General features: G+C 37.9%; 28 protein-coding genes and 13 pseudogenes. 24 read left to right on the forward strand and 17 right to left on the reverse strand.

What is annotated here, in order from left to right; all coding sequences use genetic code 11:
• Nucleotides 1-316 precede the first annotated feature (316 nt).
• From AYJ55_RS34770 to AYJ55_RS17800, 7 genes and pseudogenes are all read left to right on the forward strand, one after another.
• Nucleotides 317-448 carry a hypothetical protein gene (locus tag AYJ55_RS34770; protein ID WP_281181179.1) on the forward strand — a complete coding sequence of 44 codons (132 nt, stop codon included), beginning with the start codon at nt 317-319 and terminating at the stop codon, nt 446-448.
• 47 nt (nt 449-495) lie between these two features.
• Nucleotides 496-960, forward strand: a pseudogene (locus tag AYJ55_RS36250) (transposase zinc-binding domain-containing protein); the annotation flags it as partial.
• A gap of 190 nt (nt 961-1,150) precedes the next feature.
• Entirely contained in the window at nt 1,151-1,267 is a 117-nt protein-coding gene (locus AYJ55_RS36255; protein WP_425393820.1) for a transposase, read from the forward strand.
• Nucleotides 1,258-1,877, forward strand: a pseudogene (locus AYJ55_RS33580) (transposase). The gene AYJ55_RS36255 and the pseudogene AYJ55_RS33580 overlap by 10 nt, the downstream one beginning before the upstream one ends.
• A 207-nt stretch (nt 1,878-2,084) precedes the next feature.
• A pseudogene (locus AYJ55_RS17790) lies at nt 2,085-2,998 on the forward strand (Rpn family recombination-promoting nuclease/putative transposase).
• A gap of 3 nt (nt 2,999-3,001) precedes the next feature.
• On the forward strand, nt 3,002-3,595 hold the full coding sequence (locus AYJ55_RS17795) for a ProQ/FINO family protein (protein WP_063657481.1): 594 nt from the start codon (nt 3,002-3,004) through the stop codon (nt 3,593-3,595).
• Between the two features lie 152 nt (nt 3,596-3,747).
• Nucleotides 3,748-4,911, forward strand: a pseudogene (locus AYJ55_RS17800) (IS256 family transposase).
• Between the two features lie 228 nt (nt 4,912-5,139).
• Here the strand turns inward: AYJ55_RS17800 and AYJ55_RS31030 are convergent.
• The 3 genes and pseudogenes from AYJ55_RS31030 to AYJ55_RS17810 form a co-directional block, all read right to left on the reverse strand.
• Nucleotides 5,140-5,295, reverse strand: coding sequence for a hypothetical protein (locus tag AYJ55_RS31030; RefSeq protein ID WP_187153310.1), 156 nt, complete (start codon nt 5,293-5,295; stop codon nt 5,140-5,142).
• Nucleotides 5,296-5,764: 469 nt separating this feature from the next.
• Entirely contained in the window at nt 5,765-6,217 is a 453-nt protein-coding gene (gene ivy / locus AYJ55_RS17805; protein WP_063657482.1) for an Ivy family C-type lysozyme inhibitor, read from the reverse strand.
• A gap of 155 nt (nt 6,218-6,372) precedes the next feature.
• Nucleotides 6,373-7,291, reverse strand: a pseudogene (locus AYJ55_RS17810) (IS481 family transposase); the annotation flags it as partial.
• 74 nt (nt 7,292-7,365) lie between these two features.
• Here AYJ55_RS17810 and AYJ55_RS33585 point away from each other — a divergent pair.
• A pseudogene (locus AYJ55_RS33585) lies at nt 7,366-8,051 on the forward strand (transposase); the annotation flags it as partial.
• 75 nt (nt 8,052-8,126) lie between these two features.
• Here AYJ55_RS33585 and AYJ55_RS17825 read toward each other — a convergent pair.
• Both AYJ55_RS17825 and AYJ55_RS26820 read right to left on the reverse strand, forming a co-directional pair.
• Entirely contained in the window at nt 8,127-8,492 is a 366-nt protein-coding gene (locus AYJ55_RS17825) for an IS630 transposase-related protein (protein WP_063653415.1), read from the reverse strand.
• Between the two features lie 252 nt (nt 8,493-8,744).
• Nucleotides 8,745-9,017 (reverse strand): annotated as a pseudogene (locus AYJ55_RS26820) (integrase core domain-containing protein); the annotation flags it as partial.
• Between the two features lie 42 nt (nt 9,018-9,059).
• On the opposite strand from AYJ55_RS26820, the gene AYJ55_RS17835 reads away from it, so the two are divergent.
• Genes AYJ55_RS17835 through AYJ55_RS34775 form a run of 3 tightly spaced genes read left to right on the forward strand, consistent with a single transcriptional unit; the run spans nt 9,060 to nt 9,883 of the window.
• Nucleotides 9,060-9,425: an IS630 transposase-related protein gene (locus AYJ55_RS17835; RefSeq protein WP_063653415.1), complete on the forward strand. Its 366-nt coding sequence runs from the start codon at nt 9,060-9,062 to the stop codon at nt 9,423-9,425.
• Nucleotides 9,426-9,450: 25 nt separating this feature from the next.
• Nucleotides 9,451-9,675, forward strand: a complete 225-nt coding sequence (locus AYJ55_RS36260) for a transposase (protein ID WP_245677332.1) — start codon at nt 9,451-9,453, stop codon at nt 9,673-9,675.
• Complete coding sequence (locus AYJ55_RS34775) at nt 9,626-9,883, forward strand: transposase (protein ID WP_245677331.1); 258 nt, start codon at nt 9,626-9,628, stop codon at nt 9,881-9,883. The genes AYJ55_RS36260 and AYJ55_RS34775 overlap by 50 nt, the downstream gene beginning before the upstream one ends.
• Here AYJ55_RS34775 and AYJ55_RS36265 read toward each other — a convergent pair.
• On the reverse strand, nt 9,814-10,119 hold the full coding sequence (locus AYJ55_RS36265; RefSeq protein ID WP_425393794.1) for a transposase: 306 nt from the start codon (nt 10,117-10,119) through the stop codon (nt 9,814-9,816). The two genes, AYJ55_RS34775 and AYJ55_RS36265, sit on opposite strands and share 70 nt — an antisense overlap.
• Nucleotides 10,043-10,408, reverse strand: coding sequence for an IS630 transposase-related protein (locus AYJ55_RS17845; RefSeq protein ID WP_063653415.1), 366 nt, complete (start codon nt 10,406-10,408; stop codon nt 10,043-10,045). The genes AYJ55_RS36265 and AYJ55_RS17845 overlap by 77 nt, the downstream gene beginning before the upstream one ends.
• 35 nt (nt 10,409-10,443) lie before the next feature.
• Between AYJ55_RS17845 and AYJ55_RS17850 the strand changes: the two genes are divergently transcribed.
• Complete coding sequence (locus AYJ55_RS17850) at nt 10,444-10,725, forward strand: transposase (protein ID WP_162505688.1); 282 nt, start codon at nt 10,444-10,446, stop codon at nt 10,723-10,725.
• Between the two features lie 261 nt (nt 10,726-10,986).
• Nucleotides 10,987-11,172, forward strand: coding sequence for a GPO family capsid scaffolding protein (locus AYJ55_RS17855; protein ID WP_162505689.1), 186 nt, complete (start codon nt 10,987-10,989; stop codon nt 11,170-11,172).
• Nucleotides 11,173-11,220: 48 nt separating this feature from the next.
• Here the strand turns inward: AYJ55_RS17855 and recD2 are convergent, their stop codons facing one another.
• Nucleotides 11,221-13,413 (reverse strand): SF1B family DNA helicase RecD2, encoded by a 2,193-nt coding sequence (gene recD2 / locus AYJ55_RS17860; RefSeq protein WP_063657487.1) that lies wholly within the window; start codon nt 13,411-13,413, stop codon nt 11,221-11,223.
• 413 nt (nt 13,414-13,826) lie between these two features.
• Here recD2 and AYJ55_RS17865 point away from each other — a divergent pair.
• The 3 genes and pseudogenes from AYJ55_RS17865 to AYJ55_RS33595 all read left to right on the forward strand — a co-directional run.
• A pseudogene (locus AYJ55_RS17865) lies at nt 13,827-14,201 on the forward strand (transposase); the annotation flags it as partial.
• A gap of 118 nt (nt 14,202-14,319) precedes the next feature.
• Entirely contained in the window at nt 14,320-14,685 is a 366-nt protein-coding gene (locus AYJ55_RS17870; protein ID WP_063653415.1) for an IS630 transposase-related protein, read from the forward strand.
• A gap of 25 nt (nt 14,686-14,710) precedes the next feature.
• A pseudogene (locus tag AYJ55_RS33595) lies at nt 14,711-14,773 on the forward strand (hypothetical protein); the annotation flags it as partial.
• Nucleotides 14,774-14,991: 218 nt separating this feature from the next.
• On the opposite strand, the pseudogene AYJ55_RS17875 reads toward AYJ55_RS33595, so the two are convergent.
• Together AYJ55_RS17875 and AYJ55_RS17880 are read right to left on the reverse strand one after the other, a co-directional pair.
• Nucleotides 14,992-15,411: pseudogene (locus AYJ55_RS17875) on the reverse strand (transposase); the annotation flags it as partial.
• Entirely contained in the window at nt 15,335-15,700 is a 366-nt protein-coding gene (locus AYJ55_RS17880) for an IS630 transposase-related protein (protein ID WP_063653415.1), read from the reverse strand. The pseudogene AYJ55_RS17875 and the gene AYJ55_RS17880, both read right to left, overlap by 77 nt.
• A 37-nt stretch (nt 15,701-15,737) precedes the next feature.
• Here AYJ55_RS17880 and AYJ55_RS17885 point away from each other — a divergent pair, with 37 nt between their 5' ends.
• On the forward strand, nt 15,738-16,025 hold the full coding sequence (locus tag AYJ55_RS17885; RefSeq protein ID WP_281181182.1) for a transposase: 288 nt from the start codon (nt 15,738-15,740) through the stop codon (nt 16,023-16,025).
• Nucleotides 16,026-16,065: 40 nt separating this feature from the next.
• A pseudogene (locus AYJ55_RS17890) lies at nt 16,066-17,084 on the forward strand (IS481 family transposase).
• A gap of 155 nt (nt 17,085-17,239) precedes the next feature.
• Here the strand turns inward: AYJ55_RS17890 and AYJ55_RS17895 are convergent.
• From AYJ55_RS17895 to AYJ55_RS31035, 4 genes are all read right to left on the reverse strand, one after another.
• Nucleotides 17,240-18,289, reverse strand: coding sequence for a hypothetical protein (locus AYJ55_RS17895; protein ID WP_063657489.1), 1,050 nt, complete (start codon nt 18,287-18,289; stop codon nt 17,240-17,242).
• Between the two features lie 161 nt (nt 18,290-18,450).
• On the reverse strand, nt 18,451-18,921 hold the full coding sequence (locus AYJ55_RS17900; protein WP_063657490.1) for a hypothetical protein: 471 nt from the start codon (nt 18,919-18,921) through the stop codon (nt 18,451-18,453).
• 97 nt (nt 18,922-19,018) lie between these two features.
• Nucleotides 19,019-19,918 carry a transposase family protein gene (locus AYJ55_RS17905; RefSeq protein ID WP_063653812.1) on the reverse strand — a complete coding sequence of 300 codons (900 nt, stop codon included), beginning with the start codon at nt 19,916-19,918 and terminating at the stop codon, nt 19,019-19,021.
• Nucleotides 19,919-19,989: 71 nt separating this feature from the next.
• Nucleotides 19,990-20,127, reverse strand: coding sequence for a hypothetical protein (locus tag AYJ55_RS31035; RefSeq protein WP_187153311.1), 138 nt, complete (start codon nt 20,125-20,127; stop codon nt 19,990-19,992).
• Nucleotides 20,128-20,164: 37 nt separating this feature from the next.
• On the opposite strand from AYJ55_RS31035, the gene AYJ55_RS17910 reads away from it, so the two are divergent.
• From AYJ55_RS17910 to AYJ55_RS34780, 3 genes are read left to right on the forward strand one after another with little or no spacing between them, the layout of a single operon-like run.
• Entirely contained in the window at nt 20,165-20,530 is a 366-nt protein-coding gene (locus AYJ55_RS17910; protein WP_063653415.1) for an IS630 transposase-related protein, read from the forward strand.
• 25 nt (nt 20,531-20,555) lie between these two features.
• Nucleotides 20,556-20,780 (forward strand): transposase, encoded by a 225-nt coding sequence (locus AYJ55_RS36270; RefSeq protein ID WP_245677332.1) that lies wholly within the window; start codon nt 20,556-20,558, stop codon nt 20,778-20,780.
• Nucleotides 20,731-20,988, forward strand: a complete 258-nt coding sequence (locus AYJ55_RS34780; RefSeq protein ID WP_245677331.1) for a transposase — start codon at nt 20,731-20,733, stop codon at nt 20,986-20,988. The genes AYJ55_RS36270 and AYJ55_RS34780 overlap by 50 nt, the downstream gene beginning before the upstream one ends.
• On the opposite strand, the gene AYJ55_RS36275 is transcribed toward AYJ55_RS34780, so the two are convergent.
• On the reverse strand, nt 20,919-21,224 hold the full coding sequence (locus AYJ55_RS36275) for a transposase (RefSeq protein WP_425393794.1): 306 nt from the start codon (nt 21,222-21,224) through the stop codon (nt 20,919-20,921). The two genes, AYJ55_RS34780 and AYJ55_RS36275, sit on opposite strands and share 70 nt — an antisense overlap.
• Nucleotides 21,148-21,513: an IS630 transposase-related protein gene (locus AYJ55_RS17920; protein WP_063653415.1), complete on the reverse strand. Its 366-nt coding sequence runs from the start codon at nt 21,511-21,513 to the stop codon at nt 21,148-21,150. Before AYJ55_RS17920 ends, AYJ55_RS36275 begins: the two co-directional genes overlap by 77 nt.
• Nucleotides 21,514-21,868: 355 nt before the next feature.
• Here AYJ55_RS17920 and AYJ55_RS29625 point away from each other — a divergent pair, with 355 nt between their 5' ends.
• The 3 genes and pseudogenes from AYJ55_RS29625 to AYJ55_RS35185 form a co-directional block, all read left to right on the forward strand.
• Complete coding sequence (locus AYJ55_RS29625; protein ID WP_162505691.1) at nt 21,869-22,156, forward strand: type-F conjugative transfer system protein TraW; 288 nt, start codon at nt 21,869-21,871, stop codon at nt 22,154-22,156.
• A 37-nt stretch (nt 22,157-22,193) separates the two neighbouring features.
• Nucleotides 22,194-22,841, forward strand: a complete 648-nt coding sequence (locus AYJ55_RS17930; protein WP_063657491.1) for a thioredoxin domain-containing protein — start codon at nt 22,194-22,196, stop codon at nt 22,839-22,841.
• Nucleotides 22,841-22,990 (forward strand): annotated as a pseudogene (locus AYJ55_RS35185) (conjugal transfer pilus assembly protein TraU); the annotation flags it as partial. The gene AYJ55_RS17930 and the pseudogene AYJ55_RS35185, both read left to right, overlap by 1 nt.
• Nucleotides 22,991-23,045: 55 nt before the next feature.
• Here AYJ55_RS35185 and AYJ55_RS17935 read toward each other — a convergent pair.
• A pseudogene (locus AYJ55_RS17935) lies at nt 23,046-23,824 on the reverse strand (integrase core domain-containing protein); the annotation flags it as partial.
• Nucleotides 23,825-23,856 lie beyond the last annotated feature (32 nt).

Consider the following 23,856-nt stretch of genomic DNA (forward strand, 5'->3'; position numbering starts at 1 on the left):
AATATTTATTTATATTTAACTATATGACATATATCGTTTTATTTTAATTTTGTTAATGTTTACTTATCTAATTTAAAATCTTATTGGATTCTAGATAAAATCTTTAAAGCATCTTTATGTTTTATATCATTTTTTCTTAAAAGAATCTCATTAGATTCTTTTGTTATTTAATTAATATACTGATTTTAATATATAATTAATTTTGAAAAACAATGAGATTCTTTTGGGTATCCCGTAAGATTCTATTGAGATTCTTTGCTAAATTGTATTTTAATGTAAAATAATATTCACTATATAATAGTTAAGGATTTTTTTCATGGAAAAAGCTAAAAACAAATATCGTTTATCTTTGCCAATACCTGATTCTGTTTTGAAACAAATAGACGAATTCGTTGAAGATAAACGCGCAGATGGTCGCCTATGGCGACGACTTGTCATTGCTTGTTAGTACTGGTATAACCCGATACCTGTTGTCTCAATCTTTTGGTCCCTTTTATGTCACCGCGTTTTAGTCATGTTTTTCAATTTGGTCAACGCTGGCTTAATTGGCTTAATCGCCAACCCCCTGATAGTGTCCGCACTGTTGTGATGGAAACCATGGTAAAGATTATGGCTTGCGGCACTTCGCTTATGGGGTGGTCAATTTGGCGCTGTCCTGACCTTCAATGTAATTCTGAGAAACGGGGTTAAATTTACCTGCAAAAGTCGAAGCTGCCCACATTGTGGCGTCAAAGCTTTTGCCTATAATGGATTAACAATACGCTAGCTTGGTTACCCGAAGCTCCTTGGCAGCACATCACTTCTACTATGCATTGTGAATATTGGCCTATTATTCGCGCCAACCGTTGGCTTCTCGGTGAAATGAATCGATTAGCCGCTGATGTGATATTAACCATCTGCCGTGACCTCAATATCACCCCGGGCGTTTTCACTGCCATCCATACCTGGGGACGAGACCAAAACACGAGTTTCGCACAGGCATATAAAATTCTAGAAATGGCTTAAAAGCAATGGTTAATTTGCAAGTTACTAAAACGTATAAATTTATTTAAATTACAATAAGTTGCTTTTAATTTATAAGATTTTGTCTATTTATATATTATGCTGAATTAAACTTAAAAATAGAGCGTTTTTTATTGGTGCGAAACTCGTGCAAAAACGGCATCCGCATATTCATTTTTCAACCACAGCCGGCGGGGTGACTAAAAAGAATACCTGGCGGGATATCAGCTTTTATCGCGAAAACATTATGACAATGTGGCGATAACGGCATTATTGAGAAAACATTATTACACGCTCACCATTCCCGATGAGCTTAAAGCTGAAGGAAGAAGTAAAGAATCATGGAATCAATTACTTAACACTCACGACAAGCGCGGGTGGAATATTAATCTTTCTGATATTCTTTCCAATATTACCCATGTCACCCTTTATCTCGGATTTTATCTAAAGAAACGCCCTGTCTCGCTCAGTCGCTTAAAACATTATTCCGGCGAAGATAACACACGTTACGCTATAAGAGCCACCGCACGAAAAAACAGGAAGACCTGGTCATGACATCCGATGAATTTATTACCCTGTTTGCGTCTCATGTGCCAGAAAAAGGGTTTCACATGATCCGCTATTACGACTTTTTAAGTCCATCAGCACGGATGCGAAAAATGTTAACGGAGGTTATTTATCATTTAGCCCAGCAAGATAACAAACCCGCTAAAAAAGTCACCTGGCGAAACATGTATCAACACGTCTTTAAAGTCGATCCACTTGCTTGTCTCTTATGTGGGAAAAAATTACTTTTCGCAGGAATGAATTTTGGATTGAATCGTAAAGAACTTATGGCACGTCACCATGATCTGGCTTGTTTGCGGTGGCGATAAAAACTCACGACAGGGTAGATCTATCCTTTTGTTCAAAATTGATTAATAATTAATCGTTTTTTAACCATCTATTCCGTTCCTTATCTCAATCTTCAACATAATTTTGGCAAAATTTAGAAGAAAATAAAAAGGATTTCATCATGGCGCAGGTTAATGAGTAACCATTTCGGGTATTAATTTCTTATACATCAAGGTTATACTGCATTGATGAAAAAAATACTTTCCCATCATGACCATTTATTTAAAAAATTCCTTGGCGATATCACTATAGCAAGGGATTTTCTGGAAATTCATTTACCTGAAAATATTCGCCAATTGTGTGATTTTAAAACACTAGCAATGGAATCAGGGAGTTTTATTGAACCAGACCTGCGTAGTCAATACTCTGATATGCTCCATTCTGTGCAAACATCAGCGGGAAAAGGGTATATTTACACGCTCATCGAACACCAGAGCCGGCCAGAAAAATTAATGGCATTCAGATTATTGCGCTACAGCGTGGCCGCAATGCATCAACATCTAGAGCAGGGAAATGATACATTACCTGTGGTAATACCACAGCTGTTTTATCAAGGTAAAACGTCACCGTATCTTTACAGCACCCAATGGTTGGATTGTTTTGCTGACCCAGAACTGGCAAAATCAGTTTATACTAAGACGTTTCCTTTGGTTGACATTACCGCTATTCCTGATGAGGAAATTGTCAAGCACAAACGAGTTGCGCTGATGGAGTTAGTGATGAAGCATATCCGAGCGCGAGATATGCTAGAATTTAGTCAGGAAATAGCGGGATTATTGAGTCAATATATTACCCACCAGAGCTGTTTAAAGGGTTGATGTATTATATTGTCGAACGAGGAAATACTTCTGATGCAACCCAATTTTTGCATCAGATTGCCGAGAAAGCAGATGATTATCGGGAGGTGGTGATGACCATTGCAGAACAATTACGTCGAGAAGGTGAACAAAAAAAAGGTATTCAAATTGGTGAACAAAATGGCGAAAAAAAAGCATCGATGAAGATAGCACGGCAAATGCTTGAAAGTGGTATGGACAGGCAATCTGTAATGAAATTTACGGGTTTGACTGATACTGAAATGAGAGCACTGTTTAAAGATTAAACGATGACGGAACGTAAGAAATTAAGCTTAAATCGCCCTAGGAAGGCTTCTCATGAAGAGCAGACATTAGGTAATCCTGTTTACGGTAAAAAGGTCTGGCTCAATCCTGCGCCCCAAAAACAGGCAAAAAATCCTCATCCACCCAAATCAGTAAAACAACAGCCTAAGAAACCTGTTGTTAAACCTAAACAGGTGGTAGTAAAGGTTAAAATTCAAAAACCCCCAACATCGCCTAAAAAGCGATTACCGTTAGATGAGGCAATTTTACAGATAACCACTTTTTGGCCTAGTTTATTTCCTGAAAATCAATTGAGACCCATGAAAATTGGCATCCAGCAGGATATGTGGAAAGAGGTAAAGGAAAAGGGTTTGCCGATAGCCAGAAGGCGTTTAAGAGCCTGTTTAGACAGTATTGGTTATCATACTGATTATCGTGCACTTATCCAATTAGGTGCATTTCGTTATGACAAAGCCGGTCAGATAACCGGAGAGGTCACCCAAGCTGATGTTGAGGATAATTTGCAACGTTTGGCTCGTCGAAATAAATCAAACCATCAATCTACTGTTGCTCATGCTGATTTGACGTTGGGAAAATGATTCTCGCTGGTATGAAACGGAACTTTGTTATGATTTATTAAGGATGATTGATTAAGTCACTTTCAGTTAACGTGGGGTATTCATTTTTAATTGTGCGGTAGTGTTCAAAAATCTGTGTCATATCTTAAACTCAAAAAAAAGAGGTATGACATATGAGAAATCAATCATTTAATTTTGATGAAGCGTTGAAGCAATTACAATCAGGTAAAAATTTATTCGGTACGGATGGAATACTCACACCACTCATAAAACAGCTGACCGAAGCTACCCTGCAGGCAGAAATAGAACACTACCTATCGACAACGTCAATCGATACGCGTAAAAATGGCTATACTCGAAAAACGGTTAAATCGACATCAGGTCAATTTGAACTGAAAACGCCCAGAGACAGGTCAGGTGCTTTTGAGCCTCAGCTCATTAAGAAAAATCAGACAAAATTATCAGAGGATGTTGATAACAAAATCCTATCGTTATTTGCATTAGGCATGAGTTATCGTGATATTCAAAAACATGTTGCAGAATTATATGGACTGGAAATATCAGATGGAGCTATTACGCATATTACTGACAAATTACTCCCTGAATTAAAAGCCTGGCAACAACGCCCTCTGGAGGCGCTCTATCCTTTTGTCTGGCTCGATGCCATTCATTACAAGTAAAACATGATGGTCACTATATCAATAAGGCAATCTACACAGTACTTGGACTAACCACCGATGGGCATAAGGAATTGTTAGGACTCTATATGTCTGAAACAGAAGGAGCACATCATTGGCTGAGCGTTCTGACTGACTTACATAACCGTGGTATACAAGATATTTTAATCGCTTGTATTGACGGATTAAAAGGGTTTCCAGAAGCGATAGCCAGTATTTTCCCGCAGACAAAAGTTCAGCTATGCGTAGTTCATCAAATTCGCAATAGCTTACGTTATATTGCCAGTAAAGACCAAAAAGCCTTTATGGCTGATTTTAAGCCGGTTTATCGTGCAGATACTAAAGCGGCTGCTGAGCTTGCCCTTGATGAACTGGAAACGAAATGGGGTGAAAAATACCCGATAGTGCTAGAATCCTGGCGAAGTAAATAGGAGTTGCTCAGTGCTTATTTTCGATACCCTAAAGCCATTAGAAAACTCATTTATACGACCAATGCAGTAGAGGCGGTTCATCGGCAGTTTAGGACATTAACTAAAACCAAAGGGGCTTTTCCTAATGAAAACAGCTTATTAAAATTACTTTATATTGGCATCAATCAGGTGGACTATGCCGATTAGTAACTGGGCGTTAACCATTGCTCAATTTTCCATCTATTTTTAAGGGCGCCTAGATGGTATAATCAAAATATAAAATCCCCTGACACAGAATTATGAACACCCTCCATTCATACTTACCAGGATACAGCAAGACGGTAAACAGCAGCTATTACGCAAACCACTGTCCCCATTGTCACAGACTACAAGGCGACTTCATGATTTACAATCAACCAGGAGGCGCATTTTTTCCAGTACTAACCAAAATTAATTATTTTTTCCGGCAAAAATAAAATTATCTCCACTCATAGTAGTAGTGAAGAAGATTATTAGGGGAATATGTCATTTCTCCTTTCAAAAAAATAGGGTGTTTTACTGGGTAAATTTTTATTTTATTTGCCTCGGATGTTAGTACTGGAAAAAATGCGCCTCCTGGTTGATTGTAAATCATGAAGTCGCCTTGTAGTCTGTGACAATGGGGACAGTGGTTTGCGTAATAGCTGCTGTTTACCGTCTTGCTGTATCCTGGTAAGTATGAATGGGTAAATTCATGCATTTTTTTACTGCCTGAGGTGATATTTTTACTGTATATGAAACTGGAGATAAACAGGAGTTAATTGACCAAAGCCAAATCGATGTTGTTATGTTGTCGTACATCTCTATTCCCTCTTCAGTTTCATACCAAACATTTGGTACACGATCTTCACAATCATCTTCGACAGAAAATACATCAAGATATTTGTAGCTGCTCGCGTTTATCGGCTTTTTTTGCTCACATTAACTGCCACTGTGCTCGCATTTATCTTTTCATGCTCGTAATCACCATCACCCTGCTCACAATAACTGCAAATCAAATTTCACCTTACTGTGGGACTGTTGGGCTAAAATATGGTGAGGAAACATCCCCATCAAGCCACCATCTATTTAAAATTGAAACTATCAGGGTGATTATCAAGACTACCTGTCAGTGCTGCGAGCAGGACTGTCTTCCCATCAATCGACAAATCATCAGGTATATTTAACCACTGTAGTTTTTCATTACCTGTTTTCTCATCTAGCGAGGAGAAAACACCCGCTATTTTTTTCGTTGCCGTGGCGTAAAGCACAGCGATTCGTTGTGAACCACAATCATGCGGTTTGCATGAAGTCAGCACCAGATACTGTTTGCCTGCGATGTTGACTTTTTGGCCCTGAGAGTCGATTCCCCACTGGGTTACCCATTTGGGTAAATGCTGGTTAGCCGCCATTTTCTGAAAATCCGCCTTTGTATCCTGATCCACAGCCAGTTTACTGATGGTTAGTTCATCTTGCGCATACGCGGATGTGGCTAAGCCTGAGAATGAGAAGAATAGTGCAATGAGTGTTTTTTTCATAAAAATATCCTTTGTTTATCAATAGATTGTAAAACACACTTACCCTTTCTATCCTTTACAGGAAAGAGATAGAAATACCTGATAAATAGATGGTTATTTGTAGTAGCTCATACTTAATCTGACAGTTATCGGTTATTTATACAGTATCTGTCAGGTTAAATTTGATTTAAATCTTTCTCTCTCCAAAGTTGTTTTCCATCGTGTAAAGTTGCCATAGGAGTTCGACCGCAACACATTTTTCCTTGATGAGTGCGTTGGTTATTATATTCCGCTAACCATTTATCTAAATCAGATTGTAATTCATTTAAAGCCCTATAGATTTTCTTACGAAAAGCCACCTGATAGAACTCTTGTAATACAGTTTTATGAAAGCGTTCACAAATCCCATTAGTTTGGGGTGAACGAGCTTTAGTTTTTGTATGATCAATATCATTGATAGCGAAATAAAGTTGATAATCGTGATGTTTAACTTTACCACAATACTCACTGCCTCTGTCCGTCAGTATACGTAACACCGGTAACTCATGCTGGGAATAAAAAGGGAGAACCTTGTCATTTAATAAATCTGCCGCCGTTATCGCGCTTTTTGTTGTGTAAAGCTTACAATGAACGATTTTACTGTAAGTATCAATGTAAGTTTGTTGATAAACACGACCAACGCCTTTTAAATGACAGACATAGAAAGTATCTTGTGAACCCAGATAACCTGGATGCGCTGTTTCAATCTCACCACAGGCTTCATCATCTTGCGCTTTCTTTTCTAGAGCACTGATTTGTGATTCTGACAGGATAATTCCTTCTGTTGCGATTTTATCTTCAAGCGTTTTTAGGCGTTTTGTAAAATTTTCGAGATTATGGCGCAGCCAAATAGAGCGAACGCCACTCCCCGAAACAAAAATGCCTTTTTTTCTTAGTTCATTACTACTGCGGTGTTGACCGTGTGCAAGGTATTCAATCGCATACTCAACTACAGCGCTTTCAATCTGTTCATCTACTCTATTTTTTTACGTTAGGCACCCGTCGATTTTGATTAATTAAAGCGTCTATCCCACCATCGTTAACAAGTTCCTGGTAGTGTAGTGGCATACTAAATTTGGCCACCTAAGTTGAGGTGATATGCTTACCTCATAATTTTTATAGGTGCAGAAATGAGTAAAATAATTACTGCTGAATTTAAATGTGAAACCGCCAAATTAGTCCTTGACCAAAATTACACCTACCAGGAAGCCGCGAAAGGCATGAACGTCAGTCTTTCAGTGATTAGCCGGTGGGTAAGAGCCCTTCGTTTAGAACGTCAAGGGAAAACATCGCCTGGTCTGCCATTAACACCTGAACAAATTGAGTTCAGAGAAATGAAGAAAAAAATCCACCGGCTGGAAATGGAGAATGACATCTTAAAAAAGGCTACTGCGCTCTTAATGTCCGACTCACTGAAAAATTTTCGGTAGTTGAAAAGCTAAGAGTGCTTTATCCGGTGAAAACTTTGTGTCGTATTTTTAATCTTCACCGAAGCAGTTATCGCTATTGGTGTCGGCCTAAGGAGCCAGATATTGAGCGGACGATAAAACGTAGCCTAGTCAGCGAAGCGTGGAACGTTAGTGGCGGCTATGCTGGCGCAAGGACTATCGCCACGATGGTTACCAATACACACAACGTGAAACTTGGGCGGTGGTTAGCGGGTAAGTTGATGAAAGAATTAATCATCGTCAGTTGCCAAGAGCGAAAACATAAATACAACCGCGGTGGAAATGAACGTATTGATATTCCAAATCTGCTCAATAGGCAGTTCGCTGTTACAAAGCCTGACCAGGTTTGGTGCGGCGATGTAACCTATAATAGCCGTGAGTTCGTGGAGTGTCATGTGAAAAACCACTTTCATCAATAAAAACAACAGATTTATCTTTTTTTTTCATACTGTTGTCTTTTTTGCTGATGTGCCAGCCTGTCGCTTTCGTTGGTTTTTGGATGGAATAGAGTTTTTTTTATAGGTTAATCCCAGCTTTTTAAGGGATTGCCAAATAGTCTTTTTACAAACACCGAATCGCTCTGCCCGTTCCTTTTGGTAAGCATCTGGATACTGTTCCACATCTTTTGCTAAAGCATTTTTATCGAGCTTCCTCTTACGTGGCGTTGAATTTTTTGGCTCTGGTCGTTTAAGCCAACGTACTAAAGACGCTTTTCCAATACGGAATTGTTTCGCAGTTTCTCGAATTGTTAAACCTTCGGCTTTCCTTACAGATATTACTTTACGTCGAAAATCAATTGTATAACTCATAACACACCTTGTAATCAAAATTAAGTCGCCTAGTTCTCTCTTACATATGATTGGGTCTGGAATATCAACCGCTGCTGGCTTTTCTGGTATTGCATTTAGCCTATATCAGGCTCATAAACAATATAAAATAAATTCTCACAGGGATAAATGGAATGAATTCGATACTATACTTTCTAAAGCCTATACTCATTTAAATGTAGTAGCTCAGACTTGACCTGACAGTTATCGGTTATTTATACAGTACCTGTCAGGTTAAATTTGATTTAAATCTTTCTCTCTCCAAAGTTGTTTTCCATCGTGTAAAGTTGCCATAGGAGCTCGACCGCAACACATTTTTCCTTGATGAGTGCGTTGGTTATTATATTCCGCTAACCATTTATCTAAATCAGCTTGTAATTCATCTAAAGCCCTATAGATTTTCTTACGAAAAGCCACCTGATAGAACTCTTGTAATACAGTTTTATGAAAGCGTTCACAAATCCCATTAGTTTGAGGTGAACGAGCTTTAGTTTTTGTATGATCAATTTGATATAGCTAGGCGACTTAATTTTGATTACAAGGTGTGTTATGAGTTATACAATTGATTTTCGACGTAAAGTAATATCTGTAAGGAAAGCCGAAGGTTTAACAATTCGAGAAACTGCGAAACAATTCCGTATTGGAAAAGCGTCTTTAGTACGTTGGCTTAAACGACCAGAGCCAAAAAATTCAACGCCACGTAAGAGGAAGCTCGATAAAAATGCTTTAGCAAAAGATGTGGAACAGTATCCAGATGCTTACCAAAAGGAACGGGCAGAGCGATTCGGTGTTTGTAAAAAGACTATTTGGCAATCCCTTAAAAAGCTGGGATTAACCTATAAAAAAAACTCTATTCCATCCAAAAACCAACGAAAGCGACAGGCTGGCACATCAGCAAAAAAGACAACAGTATGAAAAAAAAGATAAATCTGTTGTTTTTATTGATGAAAGTGGTTTTTCACATGACACTCCACGAACTCACGGCTATTCCCCAAAAGGTCACCGTTGTTTTGGCCTGAAAAACTGGGGTGCTAAGGGAAGAACAAATGTTATTGGCGCTTTATTGGGAACAACCCTTTTTGCTATCGGATTATTTGATTGCAATATTAACCGTGATGTTTTTTTATGTTTGGATCACAAAAATATTGCTCCCAGAACTTCCTGAAAATTCTGTTATTTTTATGGACAACGCTAGCTTTCACAAAGGTAAGAATATTGAACAGGCAATTATAAACGCAGGACACCAGATAGAATATTTGCCTGTGTATTCACCAGATTTAAATCCTATAGAACATAAATGGTCTCAAGCTAAACGTAAAAAGATGGAAACAGGATGCACTATCGATGACCTGTTTTTAATACATATGCTGTAATCAAAATTAAGTCGCCTAGCTATAACATTTGTTCTTCCCTTAGCACCCCAGTTTTTCAGGCCAAAACAACGGTGACCTTTTGGGGAATAGCCGTGAGTTCGTGGAGTGTCATGTGAAAAACCACTTTCATCAATAAAAACAACAGATTTATCTTTTTTTTCATACTGTTGTCTTTTTTGCTGATGTGCCAGCCTGTCGCTTTCGTTGGTTTTTGGATGGAATAGAGTTTTTTTTATAGGTTAATCCCAGCTTTTTAAGGGATTGCCAAATAGTCTTTTTACAAACACCGAATCGCTCTGCCCGTTCCTTTTGGTAAGCATCTGGATACTGTTCCACATCTTTTGCTAAAGCATTTTTATCGAGCTTCCTCTTACGTGGCGTTGAATTTTTTGGCTCTGGTCGTTTAAGCCAACGTACTAAAGACGCTTTTCCAATACGGAATTGTTTCGCAGTTTCTCGAATTGTTAAACCTTCGGCTTTCCTTACAGATATTACTTTACGTCGAAAATCAATTGTATAACTCATAACACACCTTGTAATCAAAATTAAGTCGCCTAGCTATATTTGATTGCAATATTAATCGTGATGTTTTTTATGTTTGGATCACAAAAATATTGCTCCCAGAACTTCCTGAAAATTCTGTTATTTTTATGGACAACGCTAGCTTTCACAAAGGTAAGAATATTGAACAGGCAATTATAAACGCAGGACACCAGATAGAATATTTGCCTGTGTATTCACCAGATTTAAATCCTATAGAACATAAATGGTCTCAAGCTAAACGTAAAAAGATGGAAACAGGATGCACTATCGATGACCTGTTTTTAATACATATGCTGTAATCAAAATTAAGTCGCCTAGCTATAGGATTATTTGTTTGATACATAGAATTACCTTTTATTTAATTATCTAATGATGTTAATTAAAACCGGTAACGCTCTTTTTTAAATCAGAATTGTCAGATTAAGTTAAGACTAATTCAATTAAATGAATTAAGGAACCACAAAATGTTAAAATCAGTTTATGACCTGGGATTAAATCAATCACAGGGATTTCAAAAAGTTAATGAACAAAGTAGTTCAATAGAAAAACAGAACGCTGAAATGAAAACCGAGATTAGCGCATTGAAAGAGGATGTTAATACCTTAACAACTGATCTGACCGAGTTGAAAGAAAAAATGGACACGTTAATTAATCAGTTTAATAAATCAGCGACATTTTCAAATGAACAACAAAATGACTCAAATGTAGTAAAAGCATTTCCCCTATATCGGCGGCATTCTTTCTAAATGCGGGTAAAATACGATTTAGCTAAAGAATCATAGTTAAAAAGAGCTCTAGGATGCATCGAACGCGATTTTTAATCGTGCTAATAACCATGTTTTTCGTTTAATCGAGTTCTGTTTTTTGATAGCGAGACTAAGCGCTTTCTTTTGTCCAATGATAACCACCATTTTTTTACCTCTAGTGACCCCTGTATAAATCAAATTTCGTTCAAGCATAAGATAATTCTGCATGGCTATCGGGATCACAACACAAGGATATTCAGAACCCTGGCTCTTATGAATGGTTGTTGCATAAGCTAAGGATATCTCATCAAGCTCATTAAAATCATACCGGATTGTTCTGCCATCAAAATCGATGATCACTTCAGATTCAACCGTATCAATTAAAGTAATAATTCCTATATCACCATTAAAAACATCTTTATCATAATTATTCACTAATTGAATGACTTTATCACCCAAAGAAAGCGTCCGGCCATAACGTGTTACTTTCGAGTAAGTGTCATGATTATTAAGCTTAGATTGTAACATGTCATTAATACTATGCGCGCCAATTCCACCCCTATTCATTGCAGTTAACACTTGGATATCTCTGACAGGATCAAATCCAAACCGCATCGGTAATCGATGTAAGATAATATTTAGAAGTTTATTTTTGATATCTTCAATATCTTCCGAATGAATAAAGAAAAAATCACTTTCCTCGCCTTTTTTTACAATTTCAGGAAATCGTCCCATATTAATAGCATGAGCACTGGTGATAATTTTAGAACAAGCCGCTTGCCGGAATACTTCGGTTAATCGACTAACAGGGATTTGTTGACTGTGTATAATATCAGATAAGACATTCCCTGGTCCTACCGATGGTAGCTGATCGATATCCCCTACCAACAGCAACGCTGAATGGTCAGGTAATGCGCGTAACAATTTATTCATCAATACAATGTCAATCATTGAGGATTCGTCAACAACCAGTAATTCGGTATCAATAGGGTTATTAGCATTGTGTTTAAAATCAAATTGTGAGGGATCAAAATCCATAAGACGATGAACCGTAGTGGCATTTTCTCTGGTTGATTCACTCAATCGTTTAGCAGCCCGTCCAGTTGGCGCACAAAGCGTCGGTTTTATTCCTTTAGTTTTTATAATATGTAGGATACTGTTAATCACCGTAGTCTTACCAACGCCAGGCCCGCCTGTTATGACACTCACCTTGCTGTTTAAGGTTTTTTCGATAGCGGTCTTTTGCGAATCGGATAACGTTATCTTATTTTGTTTCTCAACCCAGGGAGTGGCTTTTTCCAGTGCGATATTCTCCCAGGGAAGTTTTCCAGAAATCAAACGCTTTAAATGACCCGCAACGCCTTGTTCAGCAAAAGCCAATGACGACAGAAATACCCAGATTTCATTTTCAACCGATTGTAAAACCAGCCGGCGTTCTGTTAATTCAATCTCAATGGCCTGGCGTATAATGTCTTCATGAATATTCAGTAGTCGATGGGTTTTATTAATTAATGCTTTTTGTTCTTCTGCACAATGTCCCTGATTAGACAATTCCTGTAAAACATGACGGATACCGGCTTGAGCACGAATCAGAGATTGTGTATCGACGCCTAGGTTTTGTGCGATTTGATCAGCTGTTTTAAACCCAATACCATAGATATCAATAGAGAGTTGATAAGGATTCTCGCGTACTTTAGAAATTGCCGATTCACCGTAGGTTTTATATATACGAACAGCTCTTGAAGTTCCGACCCCATGAGATTGTAAGAAAACCATGATTTCCCTGACCATTTTTTGTTCTGCCCAGGCAGCACGAATCTTTTGCTGGCGTTTTTTTCCAATGCCTTCAACTTCAAGTAATTTATAAGGGTGGTGTTCAATAATATCAAAAACATTGGCACCAAAGGACTTGATAAGTTGTTTGGCAAAAACGGGACCTATCCCTTTTACCATGCCTGAACCTAAATATTTTTCCATGCCTTCCAGAGTGGTAGGAACAATGGTTTTTATATGATGGGTTTTAAATTGTAGGCCATAATTAACGTCGTTAAGCCAGATACCCATACACTCAATATATTCCCCTGCAGTAATAGAAGCAGTATTACCCGTTACAGTAATTAAATCTTTATGTCCGGAAACCTTAGCTCTAATGACAAAAAAACCAGAAGCTTCACTATGAAAAGTAACACGTTCAACAACTCCTTCAAGGGATAGCGGTGATTGAGATTGACTATTTTGCATGAACTATCTCAAGCGGAATGTAATTAAAAATTAGCTTTTAGAATTTTTACTCATTCTATCAATATAAGCCATACCAAATGCAGAGACAACAAAAGCTAAAGGAATAATAACACACTACATTATTTTACACGAGTTTCGCAATCTCCAAAAAAGAAGTATAAATTTATGTATAAGAAATTAATACCCGAAATGGTTACTCATTAACCTGCGCCATGATGAAAGTATTACGGTTGAACACGCCATCGCGGGTATCAAGCGCCTCGGTTGTATGACCCAAATTTTACGGAATCGTAGACCCTTTATTGATGATACCTTTTTACTCCTTAGTGCCGGTCTTTGGAATTTCCATCTCAGAACAGCCTAAAATTTACTTCAATCACCGAAATACCCTTATTTCACTATTAAGCAACACGCTTACTAAAGCGGCTGCTGAGCTTGCCCTTGATGAACTGGAAACGAAATGGGATGAAAAATACCCGATAGTGCTAGAATCCTGGCGAAGTAAATGGGAGTTGCTCAGTGCTTATTTTCGATACCCTAAAGCCATTAGAAAACCCATTTATACGACCAATGCAGTAGAGGCGGTTCATCGGCAGTTTAGGAAATTAACTAAAACCAAAGGGGCTTTTCCTAATGAAAACAGCTTATTAAAATTACTCTATATTGGCATCAATCAGGTATCCAATAAATGGACTATGCCGATTAGTAACTGGGCGTTAACCATTGCTCAATTGTCCATCTATTTTAAAGGGCGCCTAGATGGTATATCTGTATTAGTCTTAACTTAATCCGACAATTCTGATTTAAAAAAGAGCGTTACCGGTTTTAATTAACATCATTAGATAATTAAATAAAAGGTAATTCTATGTATAGCTAGGCGACTTAATTTTGATTACAAGGTGTGTTATGAGTTATACAATTGATTTTCGACGTAAAGTAATATCTGTAAGGAAAGCCGAAGGTTTAACAATTCGAGAAACTGCGAAACAATTCCGTATTGGAAAAGCGTCTTTAGTACGTTGGCTTAAACGACCAGAGCCAAAAAATTCAACGCCACGTAAGAGGAAGCTCGATAAAAATGCTTTAGCAAAAGATGTGGAACAGTATCCAGATGCTTACCAAAAGGAACGGGCAGAGCGATTCGGTGTTTGTAAAAAGACTATTTGGCAATCCCTTAAAAAGCTGGGATTAACCTATAAAAAAAACTCTATTCCATCCAAAAACCAACGAAAGCGACAGGCTGGCACATCAGCAAAAAAGACAACAGTATGAAAAAAAAGATAAATCTGTTGTTTTTATTGATGAAAGTGGTTTTTCACATGACACTCCACGAACTCACGGCTATTCCCCAAAAGGTCACCGTTGTTTTGGCCTGAAAAACTGGGGTGCTAAGGGAAGAACAAATGTTATTGGCGCTTTATTGGGAACAACCCTTTTTGCTATAGCTAGGCGACTTAATTTTGATTACAGCATATGTATTAAAAACAGGTCATCGATAGTGCATCCTGTTTCCATCTTTTTACGTTTAGCTTGAGACCATTTATGTTCTATAGGATTTAAATCTGGTGAATACACAGGCAAATATTCTATCTGGTGTCCTGCGTTTATAATTGCCTGTTCAATATTCTTACCTTTGTGAAAGCTAGCGTTGTCCATAAAAATAACAGAATTTTCAGGAAGTTCTGGGAGCAATATTTTTGTGATCCAAACATAAAAAACATCACGATTAATATTGCAATCAAATAATCCGATAGCAAAAAGGGTTGTTCCCAATAAAGCGCCAATAACATTTGTTCTTCCCTTAGCACCCCAGTTTTTCAGGCCAAAACAACGGTGACCTTTTGGGGAATAGCCGTGAGTTCGTGGAGTGTCATGTGAAAAACCACTTTCATCAATAAAAACAACAGATTTATCTTTTTTTTCATACTGTTGTCTTTTTTGCTGATGTGCCAGCCTGTCGCTTTCGTTGGTTTTTGGATGGAATAGAGTTTTTTTTATAGGTTAATCCCAGTTTTTTAAGGGATTGCCAAATAGTCTTTTTACAAACACCGAATCGCTCTGCCCGTTCCTTTTGGTAAGCATCTGGATACTGTTCCACATCTTTTGCTAAAGCATTTTTATCGAGCTTCCTCTTACGTGGCGTTGAATTTTTTGGCTCTGGTCGTTTAAGCCAACGTACTAAAGACGCTTTTCCAATACGGAATTGTTTCGCAGTTTCTCGAATTGTTAAACCTTCGGCTTTCCTTACAGATATTACTTTACGTCGAAAATCAATTGTATAACTCATAACACACCTTGTAATCAAAATTAAGTCGCCTAGCTATATCGGATTATTTGATTGCAATATTAATCGTGATGTTTTTTATGTTTGGATCACAAAAATATTGCTCCCAGAACTTCCTGAAAATTCTGTTATTTTTATGGACAACGCTAGCTTTCACAAAGGTAAGAATATTGAACAGGCAATTATAAACGCAGGACACCAGATAGAATATTTGCCTGTGTATTCACCAGATTTAAATCCTATAGAACATAAATGGTCTCAAGCTAAACGTAAAAAGATGGAAACAGGATGCACTATCGATGACCTGTTTTTAATACATATGCTGTAATCAAAATTAAGTCGCCTAGCTATATCAAACAAATAATCCTATCATCAAACATAAAGTCGGGTTACTTAACCTCGCTGAAGAGCTTAATAACGTCTCAAAAGCCTGTAAGATTATGGGGGTATCCCGAGATACGTTTTATCGCTACCAGGAACTTGTTAACGATGGTGGGATAGACGCTTTAATTAATCAAAATCGACGGGTGCCTAACGTAAAAAATAGAGTAGATGAACAGATTGAAAGCGCTGTAGTCGAGTATGCGATTGAATACCCTGCACACGGTCAACACCGCAGTAGTAATGAACTAAGAAAAAAGGCATTTTTGTTTCGGGGAGTGGCGTTCGCTCTATTTGGCTGCGCCATAATCTCGAAAATTTTACAAAACGCCTAAAAGCGCTTGAAGATAAAATCGCAACAGAAGGAATTATCCTGTCAGAATCACAAATCAGTGCTCTAGAAAAGAAAGCGCAAGATGATGAAGCCTGTGGTGAGATTGAAACAGCGCATCCAGGTTATCTGGGTTCACAAGATACTTTTTATGTCGGTCATTTAAAAGGCGTTGGTCGTGTTTATCAACAAACTTACATTGATACTTACAGTAAAGTCGTTCATTGTAAGCTTTACACAACAAAAAGCGCGATAACGGCGGCAGATTTATTAAATGACAAGGTTCTCCCTTTTTATTCCCAGCATGGGTTACCGGTGTTACGTATACTGACGGACAGAGGCAGTGAGTATTGTGGTAAAGTTGAACATCACGATTATCAACTTTATCTCGCTATCAATGATATTGATCATACAAAAACTAAAGCTCGTTCACCTCAAACTAATGGGATTTGTGAACGCTTTCATAAAACTGTATTACAAGAGTTCTATCAGGTGGCTTTTCGTAAGAAAATCTATAGGGCTTTAAATGAATTACAAGCTGATTTAGATAAATGGTTAGCGGAATATAATAACCAACGCACTCATCAAGGAAAAATGTGTTGCGGTCGAACTCCTATGGCAACTTTACACGATGGAAAACAACTTTGGAGAGAGAAAGATTTAAATCAAATTTAACCTGACAGGTACTGTATAAATAACCGGTAACTGTCAGATTAAGTCTGAGCTACTACATATAATCAAAATATAAAATCCCCTGACACAGAATTATGAACACCCTCGGTAGTGTTTTTTTTAACTATGATTCTTTAGGTAAATCGTATTACCCATATTTAGAAAGAATGCCGCCGATATAGGGGGAATGCTTTTACTGAATTTGAGTCATTCTGTTGTTCATCCAAAGATGTCGCTGATTTATTAAACTGATTAATTAACGTGTCCATTTTTTCTTTCAACTCGGTCAGATCAGTTGTTAAGGTATTAACATCCTCTTTCAATGTACTAATCTCGGTTTTCATTTCAGCGTTCTGTTTTTCTATTGAACTATTTTGTTCATTAACTTTTTGAAATCCCTGTGATTGCTTTAATCCAAGATCATAAACCGATTTTAACATTTTCTGGCTCCTTAATTCATTTAAATGAGTATACGTTTTAGAAAGTATAGTATCGAATTCATTCCATTTATCCCTGTGAGAATTTATTTTATATTGTTTATGTGCCTGATATAGGCTAAATGCAATACCAGAAAAGCCAGCAGCGGTTGATATTCCAGATCCAATCATATGTAAGAGAGAACCACTGATTAGACAAGGAGCAATAAAGGGTAATGCGAAAACCATTGCGCCTACTAACAAGCTTGCTAAGCTCAGTGAAATACCTATTAAGGCAAATTTAAGATATTTTTTTGTGGTTGATTCTGGCGCTGTTTTTTCTTTTAGTTGTTCTATGTCTTTCAGACAGTTATGTAAAATATCTAATGTTTCATCGATATTATTGAATTCTTTTCTAATCTGATTTTCGGTAGGGATTACTGTTTTATGCAAGACTCCAAAATGTCTAATAAACTTGTCTGTTACCCCGATAAGCAAGGATTTTGACAAGGGCGAGTCGATATCTTTAAGCCTATTTTGACAAGCTCTTAAGTCCTTATAAAGGTCAGGATATTCTTTTTCTGAAAAAAGGGAGAAATAAGTTCCTTCCATGATGTAATCTCGCATTTCTGTGAAATTATCCCATAAAAGTTCTTCTGGTTTTTGAGTAGATTCATTGATAATTTCCTTTTTAGATGTGTTGATTATTTCTGTTGAATTTGTTGATTCGTTAAATAAATTATTACCTGGTTCATATAATATCTGTGAAGATGAATTAGTAACTGAAAGCATCTTTTATGCCCCCTAATTGATGTTTATTTATTTTTTAATATATCCTATTTTTATTTTATCCTACTTTCATTAGTTAAAATATCAGCTCAAGACAGGAATAACAAACTTAGCGTCTATCTAAGGTATTTCTTATAATATTAATTTATAAGGCTATGGTTAGATTAGTCCCCATATTCTTTCTCTTTGATTTTTTGTTTTTCCTCATGATGTAAGATATTGACTTCATCGTTATCTAATCGTTTCGTTTCTTTATCAGAGTTTGCCTCGTCTATCGATAGATTGTCTTCGGTTGGCAAGGATAATTCTTCGGCATTCATCAATTTTTCGCCATCAGTATTCTCAGGGAGTTTGCCATCATCATCTTTTAGTATTGATTCATTGATGTCAAGGCTTAACGCTTTATCTATATCGATGGAAAGATTTGCTTCTATTGTGGTCGCTAATTCGTTGTGTTTTGCTGTTTCCTGCGTAATTTCTACTACGATGGTATTATCAGTTTCTATTTGTTGTATTGCGCTTGGTAACTGGTCAGTCTGATAGGTTTTGGGTTCGACACTTTCATCGCCTTTCTGGAGAATGATGTACTTACCCTCTTTAGCACCCTGATAATTTGCTCTTTCAGTTACCGTCAAGCACCTGCAAAAAATCGGCTTTATTTACACTGCCGGTTAAACCTAAAGCGTGTTGCTTAATAGTGAAATAAGGGTATTCGGTGATTGGAAGTAAATTTTAGGCTGTTCTGAGATGGAAATTCCAAAGACCGGCACTAAGGAGTAAAAAGGTATCATCAATAAAGGGTCTACGATTCCGTAAAATTTGGGTCATACAACCGAGGCGCTTGATACCCGCGATGGCGTGTTCAACCGTAATACGGATGCCCGAGATTATTTTATTTTCTTGTTTTTGTTCAGGCGATAAAGGTCTTTTTCGAGTTCCTTTTTTTGGGATTTGTGTATTAGGATGCTGTTTATCTATACCTTGAAAACCGGTATCGGCCCAGATGGTTACCTCAGGGGGAATATGGCGAATTATATCGACTTTATCGAGTAAGCGTTTATCGTGACGGCGCCCATTTTTGATCATGGGGATAAATCCAATTTTCCTCGTTTCGTCAGTCATAATAAGCCCTTTTCGAGTGGTCTGCCTTTTCTTTCCCGAATACATTTTTTTTCGCCGACGCAGATTCTTAGGTTTTTGGACAGGTCGCTCTGTCCCATCAATAAAGACGTCTTTAACTCCAGGAAAGGCGCGAAAAAATTCCTCAGCAGAGCGAATTTGACGAGCGGGCAAAACACATTCGCGCCCCAAGGTCATCTCTAAAACCGGCAATAATATTTTTACCCAGCGACATACCCGTGTTCTATCTAAACCAAAAAGAAGTCCTTGCAAATCATAGGTCGGATAACATTTTAAATACAATAAAATAAAAAGCAGTTTATCTAATGGGGTTGGGATAAATCCTTTCTGCCCTGCACCCATCTGCCGCTCGTGATCTTTTCGATTCTTTTTCCGATAAATCAAATAACAAGCTGAAAATTCAGCGGCTAAATTTTTCAATTCTTCGACTGATAATCCAATGATTGCTTTACATAAACGATTATCTCGTAACAACCGCTCTTTGTTGATCATTTCAAACCGTTATTTTCTAAGTTAAACCTCTTTTTATTGTCTATAGCGTGACAAAAAATGCAAGTCTCTATTCAGCAACTATTTTCTAATATTTTTGCCCCTTTGCCATACCACTGGGTGTTATCCGCACCGTTAAAATAGTAATTGTCCTTTTCTTCATAATAACTGGCCGCACCGGCAGAGCTGGTAATTTTATTAACGGTCAACATATAGCTAGGCGACTTAATTTTGATTACAAGGTGTGTTATGAGTTATACAATTGATTTTCGACGTAAAGTAATATCTGTAAGGAAAGCCGAAGGTTTAACAATTCGAGAAACTGCGAAACAATTCCGTATTGGAAAAGCGTCTTTAGTACGTTGGCTTAAACGACCAGAGCCAAAAAATTCAACGCCACGTAAGAGGAAGCTCGATAAAAATGCTTTAGCAAAAGATGTGGAACAGTATCCAGATGCTTACCAAAAGGAACGGGCAGAGCGATTCGGTGTTTGTAAAAAGACTATTTGGCAATCCCTTAAAAAGCTGGGATTAACCTATAAAAAAAACTCTATTCCATCCAAAAACCAACGAAAGCGACAGGCTGGCACATCAGCAAAAAAGACAACAGTATGAAAAAAAAGATAAATCTGTTGTTTTTATTGATGAAAGTGGTTTTTCACATGACACTCCACGAACTCACGGCTATTCCCCAAAAGGTCACCGTTGTTTTGGCCTGAAAAACTGGGGTGCTAAGGGAAGAACAAATGTTATTGGCGCTTTATTGGGAACAACCCTTTTTGCTATCGGATTATTTGATTGCAATATTAACCGTGATGTTTTTTTATGTTTGGATCACAAAAATATTGCTCCCAGAACTTCCTGAAAATTCTGTTATTTTTATGGACAACGCTAGCTTTCACAAAGGTAAGAATATTGAACAGGCAATTATAAACGCAGGACACCAGATAGAATATTTGCCTGTGTATTCACCAGATTTAAATCCTATAGAACATAAATGGTCTCAAGCTAAACGTAAAAAGATGGAAACAGGATGCACTATCGATGACCTGTTTTTAATACATATGCTGTAATCAAAATTAAGTCGCCTAGCTATAACATTTGTTCTTCCCTTAGCACCCCAGTTTTTCAGGCCAAAACAACGGTGACCTTTTGGGGAATAGCCGTGAGTTCGTGGAGTGTCATGTGAAAAACCACTTTCATCAATAAAAACAACAGATTTATCTTTTTTTTCATACTGTTGTCTTTTTTGCTGATGTGCCAGCCTGTCGCTTTCGTTGGTTTTTGGATGGAATAGAGTTTTTTTTATAGGTTAATCCCAGCTTTTTAAGGGATTGCCAAATAGTCTTTTTACAAACACCGAATCGCTCTGCCCGTTCCTTTTGGTAAGCATCTGGATACTGTTCCACATCTTTTGCTAAAGCATTTTTATCGAGCTTCCTCTTACGTGGCGTTGAATTTTTTGGCTCTGGTCGTTTAAGCCAACGTACTAAAGACGCTTTTCCAATACGGAATTGTTTCGCAGTTTCTCGAATTGTTAAACCTTCGGCTTTCCTTACAGATATTACTTTACGTCGAAAATCAATTGTATAACTCATAACACACCTTGTAATCAAAATTAAGTCGCCTAGCTATAAGCATATCACCTCAACTTAGGTGGCCAAATTTAGTATGCCACTACAAAGTCGGTACGTTTGGCGATGTGTGGGAGATAGCCGAACAAAACCTGCTGACTGTGATTGAAGGGCCGGTGGAAAGTGCCTTTTTAGGCAATGAGGAAAAATTCACAATGAATGGCGTGAACGGGTAACAAAAAATGCCGAGCGCCCCAAACCTGTACAGGGACTGACAAAAGCGTTAAAAAACACCACTCGGACGTTTGACCCCAGTTTCAGGGTCACTAAAGATATTCGTGACCACAACGGCACCGTTTTTGCGCGCAAAGGGCAGAAGGTGAGTCCCTTTGATATCACGCCGTTTAATGAAACGCTCTATTTCATCGATGGCGATGATGAAAAACAGCTTGCCTGGGTTGTCGCACAAAAACCGACGACCGCCACCAACAAAATTATTTTGGTGAACGGGAATATAAAAACCACGGCTGAAACCTTAAATCAGCGAATCTACTTTGACCAGGGTGGCGTTTTAGTTAACCGGTTTGGCATTGAGAAATTACCCAGCGTGGTCGATGAAATGCCGAATCAACCCTTACTACGGATAACTGAGGTGGCGGTACAATGAAACGCCAAAACACGCAAAAAATGGAGAAAAGGAAATCATGAAAAGATATCTCACTATCGGATTACTGTTGGGTTCAGCATTTTTACTGCCAATCATTTCACAGGCAGAGGAATTAACCGGGTTAGAAAACCTAAAAATGCTTGGGGAATATTACGACAGCGATAAAGGGGATATTACCCCTGTTGTTAATCCTGCTGGCAAAGTCAGGGTAATGGTTTTTTATCAGTACCAATGTGCCGACTGTGCAAAGATGGCACCGATGATTTTAAAACTGGCAAAAAGCCACCCTGATATTCGATTTGTTTTTAAAAATCTTCCGGATAATTCAAAACAATCCCTGTTGGCGGCGCAAGCAGAATTGATGATATGGCTAAATGGCGGTGAGGCGGCGTTTTTAGATTATTACGCGGATTTATTCAGCGGCATGAGTGTTGAAGAAAGCGTTAGAAAAAATGGATTTCCGTTGCTGGACAAAGAATCTGAACTTAGGGGTTTTCAAAATGCTAACGCAAAATTAGCAAAAACGACCGAGTTTTTTGCTGAGCAATTTAATATACAAACATTGCCCACGTTAATTATTGCCAGTGCCGAAAAACCCGTTGCACAGAATAACTCAATATTAACCGGCATGGTGGATGAAAAAACGTTATTGGCCGCTGTTGAAAAAGCGAAGCGAGGCGAATAATGAAACTGCGCCGCTTGCGCTTAATGTTCGCTTTTTTGCTACTGACTCCGATGCTATCGGCAAAAGCGTCATTGTGTGAGGGTCGCTGGGTCAATCCCATCACGGATATCTGCTGGAGCTGTCTGTTTCCGATAAGCCTCGGCAATATATAGTAGATCAGACTTGATCTGACAGTTACCGGTTATTTATACAGTACCTGTCAGGTTAAATTTGATTTAAATCTTTCTCTCTCCAAAGTTGTTTCCCATCGTGTAAAGTTGCCATAGGAGTTCGACCGCAACACATTTTTCCTTGGTGAGTGCGTTGGTTATTATATTCCGCTAACCATTTATCTAAATCAGCTTGTAATTCATCTAAAGCCCTATAGATTTTCTTACGAAAAGCCACCTGATAGAACTCTTGTAATACAGCTTTATGAAAGCGTTCACAAATCCCATTAGTTTGGGGTGAACGAGCTTTAGTTTTTGTATGATCAATATCATTGATAGCGAGATAAAGTTGATAATCGTGATGTTCAACTTTACCACAATACTCACTGCCTCTGTCCGTCAATATACGTAACACCGGTAACCCATGCTGGGAATAAAAAGGGAGAACCTTGTCATTTAATAAATCTGCCGCCGTTATCGCGCTTTTTGTTATGTAAAGCTTACAATGAACGACTTTACTGTAAGTATCAATGTAAGTTTGTTGATAAACACGACCAACGCCTTTTAAATGACCGACATAAAAAGTATCTTGTGAACCCAGATAACCTGGATGCGCTGTTTCAATCTCACCACAGGCTTCATCATCTTGCGCTTTCTTTTCTAGAGCACTGATTTGTGATTCTGACAGGATAATTCCTTCTGTTGCGATTTTATATCTTCAAGCGCTTTTAGGCGTTTTGTAAAATTTTCGAGATTATGGCGCAGCCAAATAGAGCGAACGCCACTCCCCGAAACAAAAATGCCTTTTTTTCTTAGTTCATTACTACTGCGGTGTGTAGTGGTCAACTAAAATTGGCCACCCTACC

Source organism: Candidatus Arsenophonus triatominarum, from assembly GCF_001640365.1.
GTDB lineage: Bacteria > Pseudomonadota > Gammaproteobacteria > Enterobacterales > Enterobacteriaceae > Arsenophonus > Arsenophonus triatominarum.

Bases quoted from the DNA above. Each gene is read 5' to 3' on its own strand.
- AYJ55_RS17920 (WP_063653415.1), bottom strand. From the start codon at position 21,513: ATGAGTTATACAATTGATTTTCGACGTAAAGTAATATCTGTAAGGAAA.
- AYJ55_RS17930 (WP_063657491.1), top strand. From the start codon at position 22,194: ATGAAAAGATATCTCACTATCGGATTACTGTTGGGTTCAGCATTTTTA.
- AYJ55_RS17910 (WP_063653415.1), top strand. From the start codon at position 20,165: ATGAGTTATACAATTGATTTTCGACGTAAAGTAATATCTGTAAGGAAA.
- AYJ55_RS34780 (WP_245677331.1), top strand. From the start codon at position 20,731: ATGTTTTTTTATGTTTGGATCACAAAAATATTGCTCCCAGAACTTCCT.
- AYJ55_RS17795 (WP_063657481.1), top strand. From the start codon at position 3,002: ATGACGGAACGTAAGAAATTAAGCTTAAATCGCCCTAGGAAGGCTTCT.
- AYJ55_RS34775 (WP_245677331.1), top strand. From the start codon at position 9,626: ATGTTTTTTTATGTTTGGATCACAAAAATATTGCTCCCAGAACTTCCT.
- AYJ55_RS31030 (WP_187153310.1), bottom strand. From the start codon at position 5,295: ATGATTTACAATCAACCAGGAGGCGCATTTTTTCCAGTACTAACATCC.
- AYJ55_RS17835 (WP_063653415.1), top strand. From the start codon at position 9,060: ATGAGTTATACAATTGATTTTCGACGTAAAGTAATATCTGTAAGGAAA.
- AYJ55_RS17825 (WP_063653415.1), bottom strand. From the start codon at position 8,492: ATGAGTTATACAATTGATTTTCGACGTAAAGTAATATCTGTAAGGAAA.
- AYJ55_RS31035 (WP_187153311.1), bottom strand. From the start codon at position 20,127: ATGTTGACCGTTAATAAAATTACCAGCTCTGCCGGTGCGGCCAGTTAT.
- AYJ55_RS17855 (WP_162505689.1), top strand. From the start codon at position 10,987: ATGAAAACCGAGATTAGCGCATTGAAAGAGGATGTTAATACCTTAACA.
- AYJ55_RS34770 (WP_281181179.1), top strand. From the start codon at position 317: ATGGAAAAAGCTAAAAACAAATATCGTTTATCTTTGCCAATACCTGAT.
- AYJ55_RS17895 (WP_063657489.1), bottom strand. From the start codon at position 18,289: ATGCTTTCAGTTACTAATTCATCTTCACAGATATTATATGAACCAGGT.
- AYJ55_RS17870 (WP_063653415.1), top strand. From the start codon at position 14,320: ATGAGTTATACAATTGATTTTCGACGTAAAGTAATATCTGTAAGGAAA.
- recD2 (WP_063657487.1), bottom strand. From the start codon at position 13,413: ATGCAAAATAGTCAATCTCAATCACCGCTATCCCTTGAAGGAGTTGTT.
- ivy (WP_063657482.1), bottom strand. From the start codon at position 6,217: ATGAAAAAAACACTCATTGCACTATTCTTCTCATTCTCAGGCTTAGCC.
- AYJ55_RS17880 (WP_063653415.1), bottom strand. From the start codon at position 15,700: ATGAGTTATACAATTGATTTTCGACGTAAAGTAATATCTGTAAGGAAA.
- AYJ55_RS17905 (WP_063653812.1), bottom strand. From the start codon at position 19,918: ATGATCAACAAAGAGCGGTTGTTACGAGATAATCGTTTATGTAAAGCA.
- AYJ55_RS17845 (WP_063653415.1), bottom strand. From the start codon at position 10,408: ATGAGTTATACAATTGATTTTCGACGTAAAGTAATATCTGTAAGGAAA.